The organism is Paenibacillus sp. 22594 (assembly GCF_052044425.1).
Lineage (GTDB): Bacteria > Bacillota > Bacilli > Paenibacillales > Paenibacillaceae > Paenibacillus_AQ.
Genome location: NZ_JBQENA010000009.1, coordinates 230387 through 252561, shown reverse-complemented (window position 1 = coordinate 252561; position 22175 = coordinate 230387). Strand labels below are relative to the sequence as shown.

17 protein-coding genes are annotated in these 22175 nt (G+C 51.2%); 10 read left to right on the top strand and 7 right to left on the bottom strand.

Annotated features, from left to right (window positions below):
• Positions 1–106: 106 nt before the first annotated feature.
• The gene (locus tag ACTJKB_RS25140; protein WP_440837069.1) at positions 107–1093 is read right to left on the bottom strand and encodes a cation diffusion facilitator family transporter; all 987 of its coding nucleotides are present in this window, start codon (positions 1091–1093) and stop codon (positions 107–109) included.
• A gap of 259 nt (positions 1094–1352) precedes the next feature.
• Here ACTJKB_RS25140 and ACTJKB_RS25135 point away from each other — a divergent pair, with 259 nt between their 5' ends.
• A complete protein-coding gene (locus tag ACTJKB_RS25135) occupies positions 1353–3701 on the top strand; it encodes a heavy metal translocating P-type ATPase (RefSeq protein WP_440837068.1) in 2349 nt (782 codons plus the stop codon).
• A 186-nt stretch (positions 3702–3887) separates the two neighbouring features.
• Positions 3888–5915: a methyl-accepting chemotaxis protein gene (locus ACTJKB_RS25130; RefSeq protein ID WP_440837067.1), complete on the top strand. Its 2028-nt coding sequence runs from the start codon at positions 3888–3890 to the stop codon at positions 5913–5915.
• 78 nt (positions 5916–5993) lie between these two features.
• On the opposite strand, the gene ACTJKB_RS25125 is transcribed toward ACTJKB_RS25130, so the two are convergent.
• The 3 genes from ACTJKB_RS25125 to ACTJKB_RS25115 all read right to left on the bottom strand — a co-directional run bounded on the left by ACTJKB_RS25125 (position 5994) and on the right by ACTJKB_RS25115 (position 8267).
• Positions 5994–6956 (bottom strand): L-lactate dehydrogenase, encoded by a 963-nt coding sequence (locus tag ACTJKB_RS25125; RefSeq protein WP_440837066.1) that lies wholly within the window; start codon positions 6954–6956, stop codon positions 5994–5996.
• A gap of 315 nt (positions 6957–7271) precedes the next feature.
• Positions 7272–7778 carry a CcdC family protein gene (locus ACTJKB_RS25120; RefSeq protein WP_440837065.1) on the bottom strand — a complete coding sequence of 169 codons (507 nt, stop codon included), beginning with the start codon at positions 7776–7778 and terminating at the stop codon, positions 7272–7274.
• A 228-nt stretch (positions 7779–8006) separates the two neighbouring features.
• Positions 8007–8267, bottom strand: a complete 261-nt coding sequence (locus tag ACTJKB_RS25115) for a GlsB/YeaQ/YmgE family stress response membrane protein (protein ID WP_440837064.1) — start codon at positions 8265–8267, stop codon at positions 8007–8009.
• A 284-nt stretch (positions 8268–8551) separates the two neighbouring features.
• Between ACTJKB_RS25115 and ACTJKB_RS25110 the strand changes: the two genes are divergently transcribed.
• Complete coding sequence (locus ACTJKB_RS25110) at positions 8552–9601, top strand: lactonase family protein (RefSeq protein WP_440837063.1); 1050 nt, start codon at positions 8552–8554, stop codon at positions 9599–9601.
• A 91-nt stretch (positions 9602–9692) separates the two neighbouring features.
• On the opposite strand, the gene ACTJKB_RS25105 is transcribed toward ACTJKB_RS25110, so the two are convergent.
• Entirely contained in the window at positions 9693–12008 is a 2316-nt protein-coding gene (locus ACTJKB_RS25105; protein ID WP_440837062.1) for an alpha/beta hydrolase family protein, read from the bottom strand.
• Between the two features lie 534 nt (positions 12009–12542).
• On the opposite strand from ACTJKB_RS25105, the gene ACTJKB_RS25100 reads away from it, so the two are divergent.
• The 4 genes from ACTJKB_RS25100 to ACTJKB_RS25085 all read left to right on the top strand — a co-directional run bounded on the left by ACTJKB_RS25100 (position 12543) and on the right by ACTJKB_RS25085 (position 15927).
• Positions 12543–13655 (top strand): sulfate ABC transporter substrate-binding protein, encoded by a 1113-nt coding sequence (locus ACTJKB_RS25100; RefSeq protein WP_440837061.1) that lies wholly within the window; start codon positions 12543–12545, stop codon positions 13653–13655.
• Positions 13656–13764: 109 nt separating this feature from the next.
• A complete protein-coding gene (gene cysT, locus ACTJKB_RS25095) occupies positions 13765–14604 on the top strand; it encodes a sulfate ABC transporter permease subunit CysT (protein ID WP_440837060.1) in 840 nt (279 codons plus the stop codon).
• A 138-nt stretch (positions 14605–14742) separates the two neighbouring features.
• Positions 14743–15606: a sulfate ABC transporter permease subunit CysW gene (gene cysW, locus ACTJKB_RS25090; protein WP_440837059.1), complete on the top strand. Its 864-nt coding sequence runs from the start codon at positions 14743–14745 to the stop codon at positions 15604–15606.
• Between the two features lie 99 nt (positions 15607–15705).
• Positions 15706–15927 (top strand): YezD family protein, encoded by a 222-nt coding sequence (locus tag ACTJKB_RS25085; RefSeq protein ID WP_074086690.1) that lies wholly within the window; start codon positions 15706–15708, stop codon positions 15925–15927.
• A 133-nt stretch (positions 15928–16060) separates the two neighbouring features.
• Here ACTJKB_RS25085 and ACTJKB_RS25080 read toward each other — a convergent pair whose 3' ends face one another.
• Together ACTJKB_RS25080 and ACTJKB_RS25075 are read right to left on the bottom strand one after the other, a co-directional pair.
• Positions 16061–16681 (bottom strand): sensor domain-containing protein, encoded by a 621-nt coding sequence (locus ACTJKB_RS25080; RefSeq protein ID WP_440837058.1) that lies wholly within the window; start codon positions 16679–16681, stop codon positions 16061–16063.
• A gap of 287 nt (positions 16682–16968) precedes the next feature.
• Positions 16969–17277, bottom strand: a complete 309-nt coding sequence (locus ACTJKB_RS25075; RefSeq protein ID WP_440837057.1) for a hypothetical protein — start codon at positions 17275–17277, stop codon at positions 16969–16971.
• A gap of 273 nt (positions 17278–17550) precedes the next feature.
• Between ACTJKB_RS25075 and ACTJKB_RS25070 the strand changes: the two genes are divergently transcribed.
• The 3 genes from ACTJKB_RS25070 to ACTJKB_RS25060 all read left to right on the top strand — a co-directional run bounded on the left by ACTJKB_RS25070 (position 17551) and on the right by ACTJKB_RS25060 (position 22168).
• Positions 17551–18183 carry an NAD(P)-dependent oxidoreductase gene (locus ACTJKB_RS25070; RefSeq protein ID WP_440837056.1) on the top strand — a complete coding sequence of 211 codons (633 nt, stop codon included), beginning with the start codon at positions 17551–17553 and terminating at the stop codon, positions 18181–18183.
• Positions 18184–18411: 228 nt separating this feature from the next.
• Entirely contained in the window at positions 18412–19887 is a 1476-nt protein-coding gene (locus ACTJKB_RS25065) for a peptide MFS transporter (RefSeq protein WP_440837055.1), read from the top strand.
• Between the two features lie 55 nt (positions 19888–19942).
• Entirely contained in the window at positions 19943–22168 is a 2226-nt protein-coding gene (locus ACTJKB_RS25060; RefSeq protein WP_440837054.1) for an alpha-galactosidase, read from the top strand.
• The last annotated feature ends 7 nt before the right edge of the window (positions 22169–22175 follow it).

Sequence of the window (22175 nt, the reverse complement as noted above, 5' to 3'; positions counted from 1 at the left end):
TCCCATTGAATTCAGGACTAAGGCCGCTTAAGGATCTTTTATTATTTACGCTGTCTACTTGACGGGGTGCAGTTCAAAATGGCTGCGGAGCACCCTTTTTTCTCAGTTACACTTTTAGTTCCCTGTGTTTCAGGGAGGCATTCTCGATCTGCAGTGTGGCGTGCTGAATCGCGAATTGGTCCTCCACAAGATCAATGGCCTGCTGAAGAATGCTATGAGGGTCGGCATGATCCCTGATCAGTAGATGCCCGCTGAGCGCATCAAGCCCGGAAGTGATGGTCCAGACATGCAGGTCATGGACGCCGATGACGCCGTCGATGTGGAGCAAAGCCTCTTTGATCTCCTCCGTGTTAATGGCAGCCGGTGTTCCCTCCATTAAGATATGAAAGGCCTGCTTCAGAACACCCCATGCTCCTCTAAGGATAAGCAGGGCCACCAGTACGCTGATGATGGGGTCGGCGACATACCACGAGAACAGATTCATAATTAATCCGGCAAGCAGTGCGCCCACAGAGCCAAGGGCATCGCCCATAATATGCAGATAGGCGCTACGGATATTGATGTTTTCTTTGGTGTCGCTCTTGCGCATGAGGGACCAGGCGCTGATCAGATTGGCCAGGAGCCCTACAGCTGCGATAATCATCATAGTGCCGCTTGCCACCACCGGCGGTGCGAAAAACCGCTGCCAAGCCTCCCATATAATAAATCCGGCAATGACAAACAGTGTCACTCCGTTGAATAATGCAGCCATAATTTCGAACCGGTAGAAGCCGTAAGAATTCTTCAATGAGGGCGGTCTAACGGCAATAATCATCGCTACAAGGCTTAAGGCCAGAGAGGCGGTGTCGCTCAGCATATGCCCGGAATCGGAGAGCAGAGCAAGACTGCCTGTGACCAGTCCTCCGAAAAACTCGAGGAACATAATACCTCCGGTAATGATCAGAGCGATTAATAGGCCCTTTTTGTTATCTGGCGCGTGGGAGTGGGAGTGGCCGGAATGGTTGTGCCCATGCCCTTCATTATGTACATGCCCGTGCTCTTGGTGACGCGGTTGATGTTCATGGGAATGACCCGGATGATTGTGGTTATTCATAAAATGACCCCTTTCTGTGAAACATATGAATGATTGCTCATATATTGATAATATCTCGGATGAAAGCAGATTACAAGAGATAATCATCAGGCTTTGTAGCCAGAAGCTGCTTATTTCTTTCTGCCAGGGCTATTCTTGTACCCAAAAGGAGAAACTATGCACTTTGCATTGACACTCCAAGATTGAGGGGCATATAATGTGTGTAAGTAAACATATGAACAGATACTCATATATAGGTTTTACCAAGGAGATGAGTCATTTGAATGCGATCCAAGGAAATGTAAGAAAACAGTGGATGCTGGAAGGGCTGGATTGTGCGAATTGCGCCATGAAAATTGAAAATAAGGTCAAAAAAATTGAGGGAGTCGCGTCTTGCTCAGTGAATTTTACCATGAAGCTGATGACGCTGGAAACTGCAGCGGCCGATGCTGAAGCCGTATCAGCCGAAGCTCGGCGTACGGTAAACACACTCGAGCCTCACGTGAAGATTAAGGAATTGAAGGCGGCAGGCGTTCGCAGACAACCGCAGACAGGCAGCAGTCCGGAGCAGGAGGGGATTAGCCACGCCCACACTCATCAATCTGCAGCTGCTCATGGACATAGTCATGAAGCCCATGGCCAAGATGATGTGCAGGGCCACAATCATAAAGCCGATGATCATGTGGCTGCCCACAGTCACGGCGGTACTCACGACCATAGCCATGAAGCCCATGAGCACGGCGATGCCCATGGCCATAGCCATGAACATGGCGAAGGCGACACCCGGCGCATCCTGCTTCGTCTGGGAGCCGGAGCCGTTCTTGCAGCTGCCGGAATGTTCCTGCCGGTCAGCGGAATGACGGAGCTGCTGATTTATCTGGCTGCTTATCTGATTGTTGGAGGCGAAGTGGTCTGGTCCGCTGCCCGCAACATCATCCGGGGTCAGGTCTTCGACGAGAACTTCCTGATGGCGCTGGCGACGATAGGGGCATTCGCGATTGGAGAATACCCGGAAGGCGTTGCCGTTATGCTGTTCTATCAGGTAGGCGAGCTCTTCCAGGGCCTGGCTGTCAATCGTTCCCGCCGCTCGATTTCAGCACTGATGGATATCCGTCCAGAATTCGCATATTTGAAGGAAGGCGGTAGTCTAAGACGTGTTGCGCCGGAAGAAGTGAATATCGGCGACCATATTGTGGTCAAACCGGGCGAGAAGGTTCCGCTCGATGGAACTATCCTTGAGGGCAGCGCCATGATGGATACCTCAGCACTGACCGGTGAATCGGTACCGCGCGCTGCTGAACCGGGCAGCAAGGTCTTGAGCGGTTTCATTAACCGCAATGGTGTAGTTACGATAGAGGTCACGAAGGACTTTGGGGAATCGGCGGTCTCCAAGATTCTGGAGCTGGTACAGAATGCCTCCAACAATAAGGCAAAAACCGAGAATTTCATCACCAAGTTTGCCAGAGGCTATACTCCAGTAGTGGTTATTACGGCGCTGCTGCTGGCTGTAATCCCTCCGCTCGTGCTGAGCGGGGCCACCTTCTCGGATTGGATTTACCGGGCACTCGTGTTTCTCGTCATCTCCTGCCCTTGCGCGCTGGTCGTCTCGATACCGCTCGGCTTCTTCGGTGGCATTGGCGCAGCTTCCAAAAGCGGCATTCTCGTCAAGGGCAGCAATTTCCTGGAGGCCTTGAACGATGTTAAGGTTGTTGTCTTTGATAAGACGGGAACGCTCACCAAAGGTGAGTTCAAGGTGACGGGGATTTACCCTACCGAGGGATTTAAGGAGAATGATCTGCTGCGGACCGCTGCCTATGCCGAGAGCCACTCCAGCCATCCGATTGCGGAATCCATCCGGGCAGCTTACGGTGAAGAGATTCCCGGTGAGGCCATAGCGGACTACAACGAAATATCGGGTCATGGTATTGCCGTTACGGTAGAGGGAAGGGCGGTACTGGCGGGTAATGCACGGCTGATGGAGCGTGAAGGCATTGTCAGCCGGACGCCGGAAGCGCACGGAACAGTGGTCCATATCGCCGTAGATAAGCAGTATGCGGGTTATTTGGTAATTGCCGATGAAGTGAAAGAGGATTCGCTTCAGGCGGTTCAGGCCCTTGGACGGCTCGGGATTCACAGAACCGTGATGCTCACAGGGGATGCCTTGGCAGTTGCAGAAGCAGTTGGACAGCAGCTGGGTATAGGGGAGATTCACGCTGAGCTGCTGCCTCAGCACAAGGTGGAGGCTATTGAGAAGCTGGAGCGGGAAAAGTCACAGCGGGAAAAAATAATTTTTGTGGGCGATGGAATTAATGATACACCGGTACTGGCCAGAGCGGATGTCGGCATCGCCATGGGCGGACTGGGGTCGGATGCGGCGATTGAAGCGGCAGATATCGTAATAATGACTGACGAGCCTTCAAAGATTGCTACAGCGATCAGCATTGCCAAGCGTACGCGGACCATTGTCTGGCAGAATATTATTTTTGCCCTTGCGGTGAAGGCTATATTCCTGCTGCTTGGCACATTCGGGATCGCCACGATGTGGGAAGCCGTCTTCTCGGATGTGGGGGTGACCGTGCTTGCGGTTCTGAACAGTGTACGGGCCCTGCAGGCCCCCAAAGCGGTATAATCCATTCTCTATTGCACCAAGCAAATAAATAATATGAAAAAAATAAGCACTCCAGATCCCAGATTGTGGGTCTTGAGGCTTATTTTTTGTAGGGGGACTAATATTTTTTGTCTGTTATTGCCGATATAACACTATAGATTTACAGCATATGGAAGATCATTATCAGTTTTGCTGGGGGGAACTATGGTGGATAAGACAGATGTACCGGAAAAAATGAAAATGAAAGCAAAGGGAAGAAAATCAGCATCCGTACAAACCAAATGGTCGCTTGTGATTCTTGCCATTTCCATCGTGCCATTGCTGGGGACAACAATCTTTTTAATACAGTATTTCGGTGGTGTGACCCGGTCGGACAGCGAGGAACTGGCTACAAAAATCCTGGAGATGAACACCTCGCGGATCGATGAATGGCTGAAAGGCCGGACCTCGGCTGTACAGGAGCTTATCGTGCAGCATCCGGAGTTTGATACAGCGAAGCCGGAGAGTATTTTTCCGGTAGTGAAAGTGCTTGAGGAGAGTGACACCCAGTCCGAGGGGTACAGTGTCATTAACAAAGAGGGCCTGCTGACCAATACGATGAAGCTGACGGCCGATATGGCGAAATCAGCCTATTTCGTAAAATCCAAGGAGTCTCTTACACCGGCAGTAGGTGATATGTCGTACCTGGAGCCGCTCAAAAAATACATCATTCCGCTCGTCGTACCTATAGTGGATAAGCAGAAGCAATTTACCGGAGGGATTGCGTTTTCGGTTACACCCGATATCCTGAAAGAGATGAGCAAAAGCATCCATGTGGCTGAGAGCGGCTACGGCTATGTAGTCTCCGGCAAGGGGGATTATTATGCGTATTCCGACATGAGCCGGATTGGAAAAAACATTGCCGATTATGCCAAGAATCCGGAGATGAAGAAGGCTGTCACCGCCATTCTCAGCCGCGAGAGCGGTTCGGAAACCTATACAGGTGAAGACGGTAAAACTGTCATTACATATTTCAAGACCATTCCGGGTACGGATTGGAAGCTGATGATCAATGTGCCGAAAAGCGAGATTTTTGCCCAGGTGAATTCTGCTCAGCGCTTAGCCACAATATTAATCATTTGCATCATTCTGCTTGTGATTGTGATTTCTTTATATCTTACGCGTATGGCGGTTAAGCCGCTGGTAGCGATCTCCGGTGTAATGAAAAGAGTGGCCGGCGGCCATCTGAGTGAAAGGGTTGCTGTCCGTTCGGGGGATGAGATCGGGCAAATGAGCGAGAGTATCAATGATACGGTCACTTCGCTGTCAGGGATTGTCGGAACCATTGATTCCACGGTGCTGCAGGTAGCTGCCGCTGCCGAAGGGCTGCTGGAATACGCCAACCAGTCCTCCAATACCTCGGCTGAAATTGCTACTGTAATCCAAGAGGTTGCACACGGCATGGAGGAGCAGTTCAAAGGATCGGAGCAATCGGCGCGCGCTACCGAAGAAATGGCTGTCGGTCTGCAGAGAATCGCGGAATCCTCCGTAAGCGTGTCCGATCAGGCAGAAACCGTGAGTGCAGAGGTCGAAAACGGTTATCTGGAGATTCAATCCACGCTGGCGCAAATGACGGTCATTACCACAACAGCCGGTCAAACCTCTGAGCTCATCCAAACGCTGACCCAGCAATCTGAGCAGATCGGACAAATTGTCGATGTCATCTCTGAAATCGCGAATCAGACCGGACTCCTGTCGCTCAACGCTTCAATTGAAGCTGCCCGTGCAGGCGAGCATGGACGGGGCTTCGGTGTCGTGGCGAATGAAGTCAAGAAGCTGTCTGAGCGGACCAACACCTCCATTATAAATATCGTGGAGCTAATCAAGCAGATTCAAGCCTCTACCACCGATGCTGCATTGTCCATGGAGAAGAGCATAACTGAAATTGGCGATGGTATGGGCAAAATGAAAAATGTGGGTGTATCCTTTGAGCACATCCGTTCCTCCATACGGGAGGTATCCACACAGATCCAGGATGTCTCCGCCATCAATGAGCAAATGTCTGCCGGGACGGAGGAGATTACGGCTTCGGTCTCCGATATGCTGAGCATTGCCAAGGATTCGGCGGAAAATGCCCGGGCGGTATCCCATGCTTCTGAAGAGCAAATGGAACTTATGAAAAAGGTCGTAAGCTCAGCGCAATCCCTGAATGAGATGATGTCCGAGCTAAAAGGCGAGATTGAGAAATTCCGTTAAGGTTGCGTAAAAACACCCCTCGCTTCCGCACACATCAGTGTGTAGAAGCGAGGGGTGTTTCACTTTACAGAGAGTATGTTACACTCTTTCCTCCAAGTGCAGGCTCTCTATGCCACGCCGGATAATATTGCAGGAAGCCTCAAGCTTCATGGATTCCTCCGGGCTCAGGTTCAGCTCGAGCAGCTCCTGTATACCGCCGCTGCCGATAATCGCCGGTGCTCCGGCGCATACACCGGTTTGGCCGTATTCTCCGTCCAATATGGCGGAGACGGCAATGATTTTATGCTCATCATTCAGGATGGAGCGGGTGATATAGGCCAGCGCACTGCCGATGCCAAAATGCGTCGAGCCCTTGCGCGTGAAGATCTCCCAGCCGGCATCCTTAGTCTTGCGGGCGATGTCTTCCAGATCCAGGGAGCTGAACCGCTCGCGGTGCTGCTCCATAATCTGGAGAATCGGTTTGCCGCCGATCGTTACGTGGGACCAGGCCACGAATTGGGATTCACCATGTTCGCCCAGCGCATAGCCATTGACACTGCGGGGATCGATGGTGAATACCTCCGACAGTAGCGTCTTCAGGCGCGAAGAGTCGATAGAGGTTCCGGTGCCAATAATTCTGTGGCGCGGCAGTCCGGATATTTTCCATACCATATAGGTGACAATATCAACAGGATTAGCAGCAACCACGAAGATACCATCGAAACCGCCGGCCATAATTTCCGTAATAATTTCCTTGGTGATCACAGCAGCAGCATCAAGAACATCCAGTCTGCTCTGTCCCGGCTTGGGATTGGCGCCTGCTGTCAGAATGACAACGTCCATTCCGGCGCAATCGCTGGAGGTGCCGGCATATACCTTGGTGCGGGTTCCGGTGAAATCCATGCAGTGCGAGAGATCAAGCGCTTGTGCCATGGCGCGGTCATACGTGCGGTCAATCATCATAATCTCATCGCATATTGCCTGATTGACCATGGAATAGGCACAGCTGGAGCCGACCATCCCTGAGCCGACGATCGCCACTTTTCTTGATTTACTTTTCAATTGCCTTGTCCCCACTCTCTAAAATGATATCTGCTTATATTCTAACTGATCTCATCGCAAGTTACCTGACATCAGAAGCGGAAAAAGGTGCCCGCTCCGTTCATATTCTGTCACAAATGACATGGGAAGTTAGAAAAGTCTGGGCGGTCTACTGATATTATATGCAACTAGCGGAAAGAGGGAATGTTAGTTGACAGGGAACCGTTGAATTATTTTGGGAACAGCGGTCTTGTGCAACAGATGGGCAGAAAGACATAAAGAAGCATTCCTGAGCCCGCCAAGCTCCGAATGCTCCTTATTTTTTATGAATAGGTATTAACCCCGGGGCTGCGGGATGCGGGTTTCCGGCGGAGCCATCTGGTTATAACGTTTATACATGAAGAATCTCCAGTGGAGGATCATGCCGAAGGCCAGGATGAAGAAAAGTCCGCCTGACTGCGGAATGGATACATATTGATTAATGAATTCATGCAGCAAGGTGCGGATCAGCAGCAATCCGAGCAGAATGAAGGCGAAGCTTTTGGAACGCCGGGCAAAAATCTGGCCTTCCCGTTCTTCAAACTTGGTGCTGCGAATCAGCGGATAGGCAAATATGAACCAGCCGATCAGAAACGCCGCTGCCGCCCACCACCAGGGGAATCTGACTTCAGGTACAACAAACATGGCAAAGCCTGTGGACATGCCGAGCGGCGGAATCCATATTTTGCGGATCGTCACGGGACGCGAGCTAGCCTTCAGGCGGATGAAAATAACCATCAGTGCCATGAATAGAGCCCCCACAGTGGAGCCGACATGCAGAAGTGAAGGGTTGATATTGCCCATGATTCACTTTCCTCTCTGTGATTTGTGTCACTTATTTTTCCATTATAGCAGAAAAAAGAAGGCAAAACATTGAACGCTTCTTGGCGGTAATCCAGCAATTCCTGCCCGCCGGGCAACGGTGTAAGCCGCAAGAAACCCGCCAAGAGGGACCTTGGCGGGTTTCTCACTGAAACGGTTACGTCCCTTAGAGGACAGCACATCCGTTTCTACTTGCAGTCCTGCGAAGCCTTAAGAACGGCTGCGTCCACCGACCGAACGGAGAATCAGGCTGACGATAAAGATCAGGACGATTGCACCGATTAGCGAAGGGAAGACGTAGAAATCACTGACCTTAGGTCCCCAGCTTCCCAGCAGCATTCCGCCGAGCCAAGAACCGAGAATACCGGCGACTATGTTACCGATAACACCGCCCGGAATATCTCTGCCCATAATCAGGCCGGCCAACCAACCAATTACGCCACCAACTATCAACATCCATAATAAACTCATTATGCTTCAGCTCCTTTGGATTTTTGTTATCTTCGATGGTTACTATTAACCTCATGACGGACGTTTAAACCATTGTCAAATATTGTAGGTATCCTAATAACTAGTACTTCATTATGTCCTGAAACAGGCTGTTTAAACCGGGTGAGCTATTGGGTACATAAACATGTTATAGTGAAAAAAGACCGGGAACCACAGGTGTATTCCCCGGGTATAGGGTATAGGAAAAGGGTATATAAGAAGTAAGACTAACTACGTAACTATATACAATAAAAGGAGACGCTTCCATGCAACAGCATAATGAAGTTCTATTCTATGCAGGAACCTACAACAGCGCAGATCGTGACGCAATTATACTGGGGGCTTTGAACAAGGATACCGGAGAAATGAGGGCACTGAACAGCACCAAGGGCATTGAGAATCCCTCATATTTGGCAGTGAACCGTTCAGGAACGGTACTATATGCTGTAAGTGAGAAGGATGAGGGAGAGGTCTATGCGTTTGCGATTGAGCCCGGAAGCAGAGCGCTTCGCCTGCTGGGAAGCAGGCCAACGGATGGAGGCGCTCCATGCTATGTATCAATCTCCCCGCAAGAGGATTACATATTTGTCTCCAACTATTCTGGAGGCAACGTCAACGTCTTTCCGGTGAATGCCGATGGCTCGCTTCTGGAGATGTCCGCCCAAGTTAAGCATGAGGGATCGGGTATAAGGGAAGACCGGCAGGAAGCGCCGCATCCCCATTCGGTCATTCCTGACCGGACTGGGAGTCATGTGCTGGTCTGTGATCTGGGGCTGGATCAGATTGTGTTCTACCGCGTGGAGGATGGCAAGCTGGTCACTCACAGAGAAGTTCCACTTCCGCCAGGCTCGGGCCCCCGTCATCTGGCCGGACATCCTTCGGGACAATGGTTATACCTGATTAATGAGCTGAACAGTACAATTACTGTATTCGCTAACGATGAAACGTCTGCTAATCTGAAGATTCTGCAGAACGTAAGCTCTTTGCCGGAGCATTATGCCGCTGGCAGCGACGACACAGCTGCGGACATCCATGTATCACCGTGCGGCCGTTTCCTGTATGCTTCCAACCGCGGGCATGATAGCATCGCTATGTTCTATATCGACGCAGCCACTGGCTTGCTGGAGCCGCAGGATTGGGTGACTTCCGGGGGCCGGACACCACGCAATTTCGCCATTATTGGCGGCATGCTGCTCTCGGCGAATCAGAACGACGACAATATCGTTTCGTTTAGAATTGACGGGGATACCGGAAGACTGATTCCTACCGGCAATGAGCTGGAAATTCCGTCACCGGTCTGCCTGAAGCAGCTGTAACCTAGAAGTGCCTCCTATGCGGCTTGCTGCCGGCAGATAGGAGGCACTTTTTATAAATGTAGCCGATTCCACTCGTATAACAACTTTCTGCTTATTGTATAATTGCGGTTTGCTTGGAGCCTTCCATTGTATTTCCTTTATTATAGAATCCGATATCATCCAGCATAATCCTGTCGCCAGCCCTTTGCAGATGAAAGGTGATTTCGCTCAGTTTATCCGGTTTAAACCCAGGCTCCTCTTCGAGGAAACGTGCAAAAGGCAGCTCGTAGGTCTGAAACACCGCTTCCGAGAGATCACCGTATTTACCGTCGCTCATCCGCTCTTCAAACCAGGGAAGGATCGTGAACCGGGTCTTGGGCAAAGGCAGAATGTCCATGAACTCATTCACCGGAAGGCGGGCGGATACACCATTACTGTCCGTCAGCTCGACTTCCACATGGGGGGAGGCCGCCGTTTCCGGCCTATCCTCAGCATCTCCAATATCGGCATTGCGGTTAGCCAAGGAGAACGTCAGCCCCACCGCTCCAGATTCGGCAAGCCTTCCAGCCAAGCTGTCCTTCAGCTTGATGCTGTAAGAGGCCGCTTTGCTGTCCTTTGCCGTATGTTCCAGCAGAAGGGCATAGGTGGCTTTACTGTTGGACTCCCGGTCCTTGGCGACCTCCTCGCTCCAGGTCAGTCCCGCTGCTTCAGCGGTTCCGCCGGTGACAGTGTCTTTTTTGCGGTCTTCATCAAAGGTGGCTACGGGAATATAATCCCCGCTCTGGAAACGGCTGTAGTATGCAGTATCCGGAAGCCACTGCAATCCGCTGCGGTAATCGCGGAACAGGTTCTGGTAGACTTCCTCTCCATACAGGGTAGTCTCTAGGAAGGCGGTAACGTACACCTTGGCAATCTGCCGCTGGGCCTCACCATTCATAATCTCTGTACGGTCCAGGAGCAGTCCTGCCGGAAGCGACTGGTCATACAGTCCCCAGTTGGTATTGAACTGGCTGTGATTAGCATCAGCGATATACAGTGAACTTTTGAACGAGGAGGCCGCCCCGGTAAAGGAAGAACGGATATACTGCCGGTCTCCGTAGAAATCATGTACATCCCCGTCGCGTGCGCCCTGCAGGGTCAGATAGTTGACATCCACGAGGCGGGCTTGCTGATCATCAATCGTCTTGTCTGTAGGCGCGAGCGCAACGACAGATGAAATGTGGAACCGGCGGGTGGTGGCATAAGCCGGATCGTTCTTGAACCAGCGTCCGGCATCAGCGGCCATGGCGACGGCTTGCCCGCCGCGGCTGTGTCCGAGTAGGGCGGTCCGGGTATAGTCCACCTTGTGATAGAAAGGGTTGCCGGACTGCTCCGTGAAATCGCCAATCTGCTGCAGGTGTTTCAGAATCATCCAGGTGCGCACCTTGAAGTCATTGTCCGGAATCCCTGACCAGGCGGAATAGTTCAGAAAGTTCTCATCCAGAGAAACCGCGATGAATCCACGGCTGGCGAGCTGCTCGCCCAAGTAGGCGTAGCCTCCCTCTGAGTAATCCTCCATCATGTGATTGCCGTGCACCATGAGCACAAGCGGATAGGGTCCATCTCCATCCGGCATCCAGACCCGGGCATTTACAGGAAGCGCACTGTAGTCGAAGCCCCAGAATAAGGTGCGCAGTTTGGGCCAGCTTTTAATGTAAGCAGAGGCATCCACATTGGACGATATAAGCTCCGTTTCATTGCCATATTCGGTACGGTGCAAATCCTGGCCGCTGGCATAGGTGAAGCTGTGGTAGGTATAGTTCCCCGGCTCTCCCGGATTTTCGGCAGAGATGGGCGCCGGGCTTCCAGCAGTAGCAGTCACCTCGGGCGTCTCTTCACCAGTGCCCCCGATCGAGAGGGCGAGTGGAGAAGCCAACAAGAGGACCGCCAGCACTAGCCCCATGGTGAAACGCCGGCTGCGCAGGAGTCCCAGAGCCAAACCGCCCAGCCCTCCCAAGAGAGAAACGACTACAGCCACGGCTGCCGCTGCCTCTAGCTCCAAATCTGCAAAGTAGAAGATTAGCAGGACGGTTCCCAAAGCGCTCAATAAAGAGCCCGCGTAGAGGCGCGGGATGCGCAGTCCTGTCAGAGCCAGCAATACAGCAAGAATATTTCCTGCAAATCCTAGAACGAGGGTCGCGGCGGTGGTCGCCAGCATAATATCGGCAGCGCTTCCGAGCCCGGTAGGAATACCCAGGACAGCTGCTGTAAACATCAAAAAGCATATGACCCAAGGACCGGCCAGCGCCGTCCTCCATAACTGTGTATCGTAACGATACGTGTCCAGGATGCGCCTTGCCATCCCTCCCAGAATTCGCCTGTGCAGACGCGGCCGTTGCGGCGAGGGTGCGGGTACAGGTACGGGCACATACTCCAGATTCATTCCCATGTTTGTCTCCCCCGGTAATTGCGGTAATTTCGGTTTTTTTGAAAGATAAGGATCTATATGGTTCACGCTATAAATCATCCTTCTATTTCTCGCTGAAACGGATTTCGTCCCTTAAAAGGACGGTGAAGCCGTTTTCCCTTGACCTATAAGATGTAGCAATAATATTACTTTACCGCTTCAATAACAAGTGGATCTTGCAGGAACCGCCGCCACTTGCTGCCGTAGAACCGCCGCAAACCGACTTTCCGCTATTTTGAAAAAAAAGGTTTGACAGTCTGCTGAGGTTTCAGTATTATATTTTCATAACCCACTAAATGGGTAGGAATAATTGAATAAAGTTCTTACCGTACAGACGGAGGAACGCCCGCCAGTAGCTCGCAGACACGTGTCCACAGGACCGGTTTGACCTGCCATCCGCGGGCCTTCCTCCGTCTATTTTTGCTGAAATGCAAGGGGCAAGCAGGCTTATCGGAACTTCATGGGGTGTCACAAATAAAGAGCGGCCAAGAGAAAAGGACAGGGGAGTGGCTTGTGATGAAGAAAGGGATCAAGAAGGGACTTACCACTGGTTTCACATTACTATTGGCGGCAGGTCTTACCGCTTGCGGCAACAATAATTCGAATAACGGGGCGGCCGCCCAGACAGATGCGCCAGCAGCAAGCAATGTGGCAGGAGCGGCTGAAGCTACCAAGGCACCGGCGAAAGGTCCGGTAGAGCTGCTGAATGTATCTTACGATCCTACACGCGAGTTGTACGAGAATTATAACAAGGCATTCTCTGCCTATTGGGAGAAGGAAACCGGCCAGAAGGTTACGGTAAAACAATCTCATGGCGGTTCAGGCGCACAGAGCCGGGCGGTGCAGGAGGGCCTGGAAGCGGATGTCGTTACCCTGGCCCTTGGCTATGATATTGACGCACTGAAGAGTAAAGGGCTGATCAATGACGGCTGGGAAAGCAAATTCGAACATAACAGCTCCCCATACACCTCGACCATTGTGTTTCTTGTACGAAAAGGCAATCCCAAAGGCATTAAGGACTGGCCGGATCTGTTAAAAGAAGGTGTAGAGGTCATTACCCCGAACCCGAAAACTTCCGGCGGCGCCCGCTGGAACTATCTTGCCGCCTGGGGTTACGCGCTTGATCACAACAATAATGATGAAGTCAAGGCGCAGGAATTTGTCCAGGAGCTGTTCAAGCATGTGCCTGTGCTGGATACCGGGGCGCGCGGGTCAACCACGACCTTTGTAGAGCGTGGAATCGGCGATGTGCTGATTGCCTGGGAGAATGAAGCCTACCTGTCGATTAAGGAGCTGGGCCCGGACAAATTCGAAATCGTTAACCCATCCGAGAGCATTCTGGCCGAACCACCGGTTGCCGTCGTTGACAAGGTTGTGGATAAAAGAGGTACGCGTGAGGTCGCGGAAGCCTACCTGAAATATCTGTACACCGAAGAGGGGCAAAAAATCGCTGCGGAGAACTACTACCGTCCGACTCTTGAGAGTGTAAAAGAGGAATACAAGGATAAATTCCCTGAGATTAAGCTGTTCACGCTGGCGGATAAATTCGGAACATGGAAAGAAACCCAGGAAAAGCATTTTAATGACGGTGGGATCTTTGACAAGATCTATGTGCCTGGAGCCAAATAAGAGCCGGGATGGCCGAAATACAGAAGAAATGGTAAGAGCTATGGCAAGAAGGCTTGTGCAGGGAAGCTGATCGGCTTACACGCCGAAGGCGGAAAGGGATGAATAGGTCATGAATGTCACCACTACAGCTGCGGCGCGGCGCAAGGTGCTGCCGGGCTTCGGGCTTACGATGGGATACAGCGTACTCTATCTGAGTCTCGTCGTACTGCTGCCGCTTTCGGCGCTGCTGTTCAATTCGACGGGACTCAGCTGGGGCAAACTCTGGGATATCGCTACGGACCCGAGGGTTCTGGCCTCTTTCCGGGTCAGCTTGAGCACTGCGGCAGCGGCAGCCTTGGCGGATGCTTTTCTGGGGCTGCTGCTGGCCTGGGTGCTGGTGCGCTATGAGTTTCCGGGCAAACGGATCTTTGACGCCCTGATCGATCTGCCGTTTGCACTGCCGACAGCTGTAGCGGGTGTCTCCCTGACGGCGCTGTATTCACAGAATGGCTGGATCGGCTCCCTGCTCGAACCACTGGGGCTAAGGATCGCATTTACCCCGCTCGGGATCACGCTCGCACTGATGTTCATCGGGATTCCCTTCGTCGTCCGCACCGTACAGCCGGTGCTGGAGGACCTTGACCGGGATATGGAGGAAGCTTCGGCAACACTGGGAGCGGGACGCTGGCGGACCTTCCGCAGCATCGTGCTCCCGGAACTGTTCCCGCCGCTGCTTACCGGCTTTGCGCTGGCGTTTGCCCGGGGGATCGGGGAATATGGCTCCGTGGTGTTCATCTCCGGCAACATGCCGATGCGCACAGAGATTGCACCGCTGCTCATCATGTCTAAGCTGGAGCAATTCGATTATGCGGGGGCAACAGCAGTAGCGCTGCTGCTTCTGCTGATTTCTTTTCTGATGCTGCTCGTAATCAACACTCTGCAGCGCTGGGTCCGCAAGACTTCGCGGTGAGGAGGCTTTCGAAGCCAGTTTTGTCGAAGCTGATTCAAAGAAGTTTATGCTTACAAAACAAGCCTATGCTTTCGAAGTAGTTTTGTACGAAGTAAACCTAAGAAGTGTATGCTCACAAAACTTTCAGGAGGTGAAATCATGGCTGGTACTGTCCCTATGGCTGCCCCCAGGGCGCACCGGAACGCAGCCTCCCCCGCAACGACGGAGTCCTCTGCCGTGAAATGGGTGCTGGTCGCTGCGGCCGCACTTGTGCTGTTCTGGCTGATTGCCCTGCCGCTGATTGTGGTGCTGACTGAAGCACTGAAGCGGGGCTGGGATGTATTTCTGGCAGCGCTGACTGATCCTGATGCCGCTTCCGCTCTCCGGCTGACACTGCTGGTTGCTGTGATTACCGTACCGCTGAATACACTGTTCGGGGTGATGGCGGCCTGGACGGTGACCAAGTTCCGTTTTCGCGGCAAAGGGTTTCTGATTACGCTGATTGACTTGCCCTTTGCTGTATCACCGGTTATTGGCGGGCTAATCTTTGTGCTTGTATTCGGCTCGAACGGCTGGTTCGGTTCCTGGCTCAGCGCCCATGACATTAAGATTGTGTTCGCCCTCCCCGGCATTGTGCTGGCCACACTGTTTGTGACCTTTCCATTTGTGGCCCGCGAGCTGATTCCGCTAATGGAGGACCAGGGCACGCAGGAAGAAGAAGCGGCTATTACACTGGGGGCGCATGGCTGGCAGATTTTCTGGCGGGTGACCCTGCCGAATATTAAATGGGGCCTGCTGTACGGGATTATCCTCTGCAACGCGCGGGCGATGGGGGAGTTCGGTGCGGTATCCGTTGTCTCCGGGCATATTCGGGGTGAGACGAACACGCTGCCATTGCATGTCGAAATTTTGTATAACGAGTATCAGTTTTCGGCTTCCTTCGCCGTGGCCTCCCTGCTGCTGTTGCTGGCTCTGGTAACGATGATCGTAAAGAGCTGGCTTACACGCAAAAATGCACATTGACAGCCCTTTTGATTCCATGCTAAGTTAAAACATAGTATACAGGTTGGTTATGACGGGATTGGTGGAGAATCCCCTGTCCGGGGAAAGGGAGGCTGGAGAATGGCTAAGCCGCTGAAAGTGGATGAGGTATGGCTTACGCGGATTGCGGAGCTTTTGGATGATATGGAATTCGGGTCCCTGCACATTGTGGTACACGAAGGACAAATTGTACAGATGGAGCGGACAGAACGCAAGCGTTTTGAGAACAGTACTGCAAATGCACGTTATAGTGGAGAAGCCGGAAGCCGGCGGACCGATTCCCGTTCTGCGGGACGAGGATAAAAGCAAGTCTTGTCATGGTAAACGCAAGAGGCACTTATCAATAAAAAGCGAAGGTCCATTCTGATTTTTTCAGACAGATCTTCGTTTTTTCTTGCTGTCCGCCTCTTTGCTCTTTCTGAAAAAGGGAGACGTATTATGTGCTGGATACCGTGTGCACCCATGCGGCGTATAACTGCCCAAGTTTCCGAAAGATCAACGGCAGCAATAAGGTTAACACTAATCCAATGCCAGCGGCTATCCAGGAGCGCTCGAACGATGACAAGTCGTAAAGAAAGAAAAGCGAAGTGGTATCGGATGCGAAAAGATCAAAGGAGAACAGTCTGTCACTCACCAAATAGGCTAATGGAGACAGTAAAATCCCAAAGGCTGTAGCCGGCAGGACGATAGCCAATGTAAAACCGAGGATCCCTATAGGGAGCTGTGCTACGCTGTAGATAAGTCCCCGGTATGTTTTTCCTTGACTAAGAAGTGTGAATAACGACCTTGGGCCATCCATGCGCAGAGGTGCTGGATCGCCTGTATGTTCAGGCTGTTGATGATTTCCACGAATCCAGTGATCCACCACTAGTTCTTCTTGTACCATCATTCTGCGGCACGCAGCAAGTGTTGCTGCCAGCAAGGGTAACCCGATCCATAATATGATCAGAGGCAAACTTACGCATATTCCCGTAACTGCAATTACAAATGCTACGATTCCTTTTGGAAGAGACTTCATAAGCAGACTCCAGGATTTCATAAAGCTTTGTTTTTTCATTGTATTATTCCCTTCCCTTTACCGATCTATTTCCAGTATAACTGGATATTCTTGTATGAGCACTAACCCCAGGTCTGAAAATCCGCCCGACTTTGGTCCAGTTTTTCTATGCTGCGTATAAAAAACGGAAAGTCTATGGCTCGCTTGAAGGTCGGGAAGGGAAACATTTTTACTGTGCCTCTGCTCCTGAGAGGAGCCTTGGGAATTGGAATAAGTTCAAGCCAGGCAAAAGAATCCAGATCCTCATAAGTGACCTGGATTGCAATATGCCTGGTATAGACCTTTTATTAGTAGCGCGGGGTGCGCCGTGAAGCGGAGAGCCCCTCAACAAGCAGGATGATTGCCGTAATAACGTGCATAATCCATCCGACAAAAGGAATTAAGCCGACAACCGAGGTGATCACCCCGATCACGTTCCCGATAAAAGGGCCACGCTCTTTCAACAGCAGGACTACGGCTACGGCATGCAGCAAAAAGGCAACACCCAGCGGCACCCAGGCATTAGCGACAACAAAAGCGCCCCCGATCAACGGCAGTGCCAGAAAAGCCTCATAAGCAAAGGTGCCCCATTTGAACAGTTTTCCTATTGGAGTCATGATTACTTCACCAAACCTTTCCACATCATAATATGATCTTATAAGAACAGGTTCTCTGAGTCATTGTACGTCGCACCACGGATAATGTTTCAATTCATTGTGTATGAGATAGGCCATTCTTGCTTGGCATGGTGCGGTCATATATATTGGTAACAGAATAGCAGTAGGACTGCAGGTACTGTTCATCATGCCTGATTCGCAGGGGATGTCCCTGCGGCGCTAATATAGGTAACCATTTGGATATACAGCAGGAGAAAGGGAGGAATTCAGCATATGGATGTTGTGGTTTTTGGGGCAACAGGAACGATTGGCAGAGCTATTGTACAAGAAGCGTTAAAAAGAAAACATGAGGTTACCGCCGTGGTCCGGAATCCGGCCTCTCTAGAGCTGGAGCATGAGCGCCTGCATGTGGCCACCGCCGATATTCTGGACCCGGCGACGGTAGCGGAGGCAGTGCGCGGACATGAAGAGGTGATCAGCGCCTTTGGCCCCGCTGCCGGGCGGGAGAATGACCTGGTGCGTGCAGCTGAGAGTCTGCTGGAGGGTCTTCAGGCTGCCGGTCTTCAGCGGCTGCTTGTGGTTGGCGGTGCAGGAAGCCTAAAGACGGAGTCGGGTGAATGGCTCATGGATTCGCCGGGATTCCCGGAGAAGTTCCGTCCGCTTGCGGAAGCTCATGGACATGCCTATGAAATCTATAGCGGCTCTGCGCTCGACTATACGTACATCAGCCCGCCGGCCACGATCCGCCCGGGCCGCCGGACGGGACAGTTCCGTATCGGCCTGGACCGGCTGGTGGTGGATGAGAACGGGGACAGCAGCATCAGCGTGGATGATTTTGCCGTAGCTGTTGTGGACGAACTGGAAGAGGGGAACTTCAGCCGCAACCGGTTTACGGTTGGGTATTGACCTTCAACCAGAAAACAAAAAGCAGTGAGTCTTATTGGAGACTCGCTGCTTTTTGTTTTCTGTTCATTGAGGACGCCTTCAAGCCCTGAACGGCGGATTTATAAGCTGACTGTACTAGGTAACAAATGTCCACCTATCCCAACTTTTCGCTACCGTTTTAGAAAAGGTTATCTGATATATTTTAAAGGGAAAACTTGAACAGAAATACTGACGAAAGAAGGAATCGCTATGAATCCAGAGGAAGTGCTTGACGACAAAAAATTTTTGGGGCATCCAAGAGGGGTAGGGGCACTGGCAGCAGGTAATTTTTTCAACTCCTTTGCTTGGGGGGCTTTGTATGCGATATTAATTTTCTATCTCTATACTCCGTATACAAAAGGATTAGGCTTCACAGAAGGTCAGGCCGCATCCATGATAACGGCGATGGCCGCATGCAATTCCATCTTCGGGATTTTGGGGAGCTGGCTGGCGGACCGGGTATTGGGGATGCGCAAAGCCTTGATTATAGGGAACATGGTAAAAGGGACGGCTTTTGCGGTTCTGGCCATTCCGGCTTTTTCGCTGACCCAGGGAAGAATTTTTGCACTCATCGCCTTATTTTTGATGGCGCTTCCAATTATGGGCGCGAGCAACGCTTCACTGACAGGCCAATTGTACCGCAAATCCGATAACGGCAGACGTGATGCTGCATTTACCATTCATGGCATTGCAAATAATATTGCTGGTCTTGTGGCTCCGGTGCTGGTCGGTCAAATTGGTATGAAAAACTACCATATCGGCTTTCTGATCGCTGCCATTGCTGCTTTTCTGTATGGTGCCGTTATTTTTATTACGCAACACAAGTATTTTGGCACCTTGGGAGAGAAGCCGGTCAAGCCGCTTGAAGAGGGGAAATTCGGTAAAATATTCACCCGGTTTATGATCATCATGGTAGTTTTTATCGGCACAATTGTAGTGTTGGTCCTGAACAAAGTAATGTCCTTCCAGGGAGTATTAAATATCATTACTTCGGCGACCTTTATTATTCCGATTGTCTTCTTGACCAATCTGATGAGTAAGAAAGACTTGACGGCAATGGACAGAAGAAGAATGAAGCCTTTCCTGAAGCTGTTCTCGGCTCAAATCGTGATGGCGCTGTGCGGAACCATGCTGACCTCGACGGTGGCTATTTTTATAGATCAGAAAATCAACCGCAATATTTTTGGATTTGAAGTTGCTCCCGGATCGGTGGGAACCATATATACTGTTTTAGGGTTAGCGCTGGCACCTGTTTTTGTATGGCTCTGGACCAAGACCCGTGCAACGAATATCCGAACAACCTATAAGTACGGCTGGGGTATCCTTTTCTCCGCCCTTGGCTACGGCCTGCTGACCATTCCTATTATTTTGTTCAAGGACTCGGCGCCGTATAGCTTGCTCTGGATGGTGTTCTACTACCTGTTCCTTACGTTCTCGGATAATTTGGTCTGGCCAATCGGTTCATCGCTTGTAGCCAAATTGTCGCCGGACGCTTATGATACCCAGATGCAGACAGCTTGGGGGCAAGCGGGTACGATCGGGAACGGAATTGCCTTAATTCTGTTCAACTTCTATCAGACGGCGGATGAGCAAGTGAACCTGTTCCCTATTATGACCGCACTTCTGCTGATTACGGCTGTGTTCATCTTTATGTTTTCGAAAAATATCGAGAAGGATATGGTATAACAACAAAAACGCTCAGAGCCATTTGCCGGCACTTTCTTAAAAGGAGCTTAGGGCCATGCCAATAATATTTCATGAAACAACGAGACAATTCCACTTGTATAATGATGAGATCAGTTATATTTTTTCCATCATGCCCAATAATCAGCCGGGGCACTTATATTATGGCAAAACAATCCGCGATCAGGAGGACTTCTCACATCTTCTGGAACTGGGCTTCCGCGATATGTCCCCCTGTGTTTTCGAGGGGAATGCCAAATTTTCGCTTGAACAGGTCAAACAAGAGATTTCTGTATACGGAGCCGGGGATCTGAGAAATTGCGGACTGCATATCCTTCAGGAGGATGGCAGCCATACAACCTGCTTCGAGTACGTAAGCCATGAGATCGTCTCCGGCAAGCCATTGCTTGAAGGACTTCCTGCGACGTATGTCGAGAATGAGGATGAAGCACAGACCCTCCGTGTTTTTTTAATGGATAAATGGCTGGATTGCCAAGTGGAATTGCAGTATACCCTCTACAGCAGCCTGCCTGTCCTGACCAGAAATATAAAGATAAGCAACCTGGGCAAGCAAGCGATCCGGCTTGAATCTGCGATGAGCCTGAATCTGGATCTTCCGGATCAGGATTATGTAATGATCGATTTAACCGGTGCATGGGGAAGGGAACGGCATATTCAGACTCATCCGCTGCATCGCGGCATCCAGAGCATCTATAGCCTGCGCGGACACAGCAGTCATAATTATAATCCGTTTATCGGCTTAAAGAGGAAGGAAACGACGGAGTTTCTTGGAGAAGCTATAGGACTCAGTCTGGTCTACAGCGGCAATTTCCTCGCTCAAGTGGAGGCGGATACGTATGATGTCACGCGTGTGATGATGGGGATTCACCCGAATGGCTTCGATTGGAGTTTGCTGCCGGGAGAGGATTTTCAGACCCCTGAAGTGGTCATGGTGTATTCGGATAAAGGGATGAACCAGATGAGTCAGACCTTCCATGAGCTCTACCGGACCCGATTGGTGCGGGGGTTGTGGAGGGATCGGCCCCGTCCCATTCTGATTAATAACTGGGAAGCCACTTATATGGATTTTGATGAAGAGAAAATTATGGGAATCGCCCGTTCAGCCGCTGAACTGGGAATTGAATTATTTGTTCTGGATGACGGCTGGTTCGGCAAGCGCAATACAGATACGACTTCGCTCGGGGACTGGTATCCCAATACGGATAAATTACCGAACGGAATTTCCGGTCTGGCCCGCAAAATAACGGACATAGGCCTGAAATTCGGCCTTTGGTTTGAACCGGAGATGATCAGTAAAGAAAGCGAACTGTATCAGAAGCACAGCGATTGGATTCTGTCAGTTCCTTACCGTTCCATGAGCCCGGGCAGAAATCAATACGTTCTGGACCTGACGAAGGCTGAAGTTATTGATTATTTGGATGAAACCATCAGCAAGGTACTGTCTGAGTCGGATATTTCCTACGTAAAATGGGATATGAACCGCTCCATGTCGGAAGTGTTTTCTGCCGGGAGAGACAGCGATTTTCAAGGGAAAGTGTATCATCAATATATTCTGGGCTTGTACGAGCTGTTCGGCCGCCTGACTGGGAAATTCCCGGAGGTGCTGTTTGAATCCTGCGCCAGCGGCGGGGGAAGGTTTGATCCGGGTATGCTGTATTTCTGTCCGCAGGGCTGGATTTCAGATGATACGGACGCCATCGAACGGCTCAAAATCCAATATGGCACCTCTATGCTCTATCCGCTTGGCAGCATGGGTTCCCATGTGTCGGCGGTTCCCAACCATCAAACGAACCGCAGTACCTCGCTTGCCACAAGGGGGGATGTAGCGTATTTTGGCACCTTTGGCTATGAGCTGGACCTGAATCTGCTGCCTGCGGCTGAAGAGGCCTTGGTCCGGGAGCAAATCGAGTTTATGAAAAAGAACCGCGAGCTTATTCATCAGGGCACCTTCTATCGGCTGGCTAGTCCGTTTGACGGGAATATAACTGCATGGATGGTGTTATCCAAGGATAAAAACCGCGCCATTGTAGGCTATTACCGAACGCTTACTGCAGTAAACGGCAGGTATACGCGGTTGAGACTTGCCGGTCTGGATCAAGGTAAAAAGTATCGTATAACCGATAATACTTACGAACATTCCGGCTATGGCGACGAATGGATGGAAATTGGAATCCTGCTGAATGACAGCACTTCCGGCGACTATCATTCCAAAGTCCCGCGGGGAGATTTCCTATCCAGATTATTCATACTGGAAGCTGAATAACAGCAGC

Coding starts and splice junctions, on each gene's coding strand:
- ACTJKB_RS25140 (WP_440837069.1), bottom strand. CDS start 1,093: ATGAATAACCACAATCATCCGGGTCATTCCCATGAACATCAACCGCGT.
- ACTJKB_RS25120 (WP_440837065.1), bottom strand. CDS start 7,778: ATGGGCAATATCAACCCTTCACTTCTGCATGTCGGCTCCACTGTGGGG.
- ACTJKB_RS25115 (WP_440837064.1), bottom strand. CDS start 8,267: ATGAGTTTATTATGGATGTTGATAGTTGGTGGCGTAATTGGTTGGTTG.
- ACTJKB_RS25110 (WP_440837063.1), top strand. CDS start 8,552: ATGCAACAGCATAATGAAGTTCTATTCTATGCAGGAACCTACAACAGC.
- ACTJKB_RS25105 (WP_440837062.1), bottom strand. CDS start 12,008: ATGGGAATGAATCTGGAGTATGTGCCCGTACCTGTACCCGCACCCTCG.
- ACTJKB_RS25100 (WP_440837061.1), top strand. CDS start 12,543: ATGAAGAAAGGGATCAAGAAGGGACTTACCACTGGTTTCACATTACTA.
- cysT (WP_440837060.1), top strand. CDS start 13,765: ATGAATGTCACCACTACAGCTGCGGCGCGGCGCAAGGTGCTGCCGGGC.
- cysW (WP_440837059.1), top strand. CDS start 14,743: ATGGCTGGTACTGTCCCTATGGCTGCCCCCAGGGCGCACCGGAACGCA.
- ACTJKB_RS25085 (WP_074086690.1), top strand. CDS start 15,706: ATGGCTAAGCCGCTGAAAGTGGATGAGGTATGGCTTACGCGGATTGCG.
- ACTJKB_RS25080 (WP_440837058.1), bottom strand. CDS start 16,681: ATGAAAAAACAAAGCTTTATGAAATCCTGGAGTCTGCTTATGAAGTCT.
- ACTJKB_RS25075 (WP_440837057.1), bottom strand. CDS start 17,277: ATGACTCCAATAGGAAAACTGTTCAAATGGGGCACCTTTGCTTATGAG.
- ACTJKB_RS25070 (WP_440837056.1), top strand. CDS start 17,551: ATGGATGTTGTGGTTTTTGGGGCAACAGGAACGATTGGCAGAGCTATT.
- ACTJKB_RS25065 (WP_440837055.1), top strand. CDS start 18,412: ATGAATCCAGAGGAAGTGCTTGACGACAAAAAATTTTTGGGGCATCCA.
- ACTJKB_RS25060 (WP_440837054.1), top strand. CDS start 19,943: ATGCCAATAATATTTCATGAAACAACGAGACAATTCCACTTGTATAAT.